Source organism: Actinomycetota bacterium (assembly GCA_030682655.1).
In the GTDB taxonomy this organism is placed as follows: Bacteria; Actinomycetota; Coriobacteriia; order Anaerosomatales; family JAUXNU01; genus JAUXNU01.
This window is the reverse complement of record JAUXNU010000141.1, coordinates 1-1,188: the sequence shown is the minus strand read 5'-3', so window position 1 is coordinate 1,188 and position 1,188 is coordinate 1. Positions and strand designations below refer to the sequence as shown.

Genomic DNA, 1,188 nt, shown 5'->3' with positions numbered 1-1,188 from the left:
TCGGCGATAGGCACAGAAACCGCGGACTTGACGCCTCGTCTGCGTGAGCGGTTCGCGGTACCCGGGAGGTCCACAACGACGAGGGCCTGGCGACTCGCGAGCACCCAGCCTGCGAGTCCTTCCCCCTCGGCAACTACGGTCTCATTCACGACCTGGGAAGGGAGCCCTTTCGCCGCGGCGATCGTCATGGTTCGAGCGTCCTGTCCGAGGAGCATGATGCTCCCGGTGGTGGCTGAACCCAGTTCCATGGCGCGCTCGAGTGCATTGCGGATCACCTCTCCCGGATCGAGGAGGCGCGAGAGATCCCGCGCGGTCTCGAGCAGGGTGCGTGCGGCATCGGTCTCAATCCGTGCGACGTGAAGTGCGAGCGCTCCCGCCAAGGCACCGCGGAGAGCTGGGGCGAGAGAGGTGAGAATGGACGCGTCCGGTGAGTCGCTTCCCGCGATATCGACCGCGGCGACACCGTGGGCCTCCCCTGCCTCAAGCGGGATGGTGTAGCGCCACACCACGGAGTCCTCGTCGATGCCTCTTACGTGCGATACCGGCTCAAGAAGCGCCGAGCCGCCCGACAGGGTTCGACCCAGGAGTGAACCGGCGATGGGAACCGGTGTGGGGGCCGGGGCCCGCGCGCCGTCGGACGCGACAAGACGGAGCGTGGCCGAAGCCGGATCCTCGAGCCACAGGTGCGCGGCGACGGCATCTCCCGCAGCTGTCGCATTCTCGAGGAGCGCGTGAACGACGGCGGGCGGTTCCAGAGCCACAGGCATGCGAAACGCTGTGGGCTCAGGAAGAGCGAGAGGGATGGACTCGGGTGTCTGCGCACGGCGGTACTCGAGAGCTGTCGCGAGCATCACGGACGCCGCTGCCGCGATGCTCGCGATGACAGCAAGCGGGAAGAAGCGTGCGACCGCTGCTACAAGAGCCAGTGAAGCCGCCGCCCCGGCAAGAACCAGTACCCCCCTGCGTTGTGTGCGATTCATCTCAGTCCATGTTATCGGCCGAGGAAACGCAGGGATTATACCGCCCACGGAGATTGCGCGTTCTCCTTAGAGCTCCCGCGCAGCAGGAATCGTCCCTATGGATGACGCCAGGACGAGACAGGAGCCCGCTTCGCACTCCACCCTGCCGACCTCGAGCAGGAGATTGCTCACTCCAACAGATGAGAGCGCTTCGAGGTTCGCGTGATCG

At 65.9% G+C, this 1,188-nt stretch carries 1 protein-coding gene; it reads right to left on the bottom strand.

Features of this window, described 5'->3' with window-relative positions; genetic code table 11:
* A partial coding sequence (locus tag Q8K99_08865) for a GAF domain-containing protein (protein ID MDP2182664.1) occupies positions 1–980 on the bottom strand: 980 nt, incomplete at its 3' end.
* Positions 981–1,188: the final 208 nt, after the last annotated feature.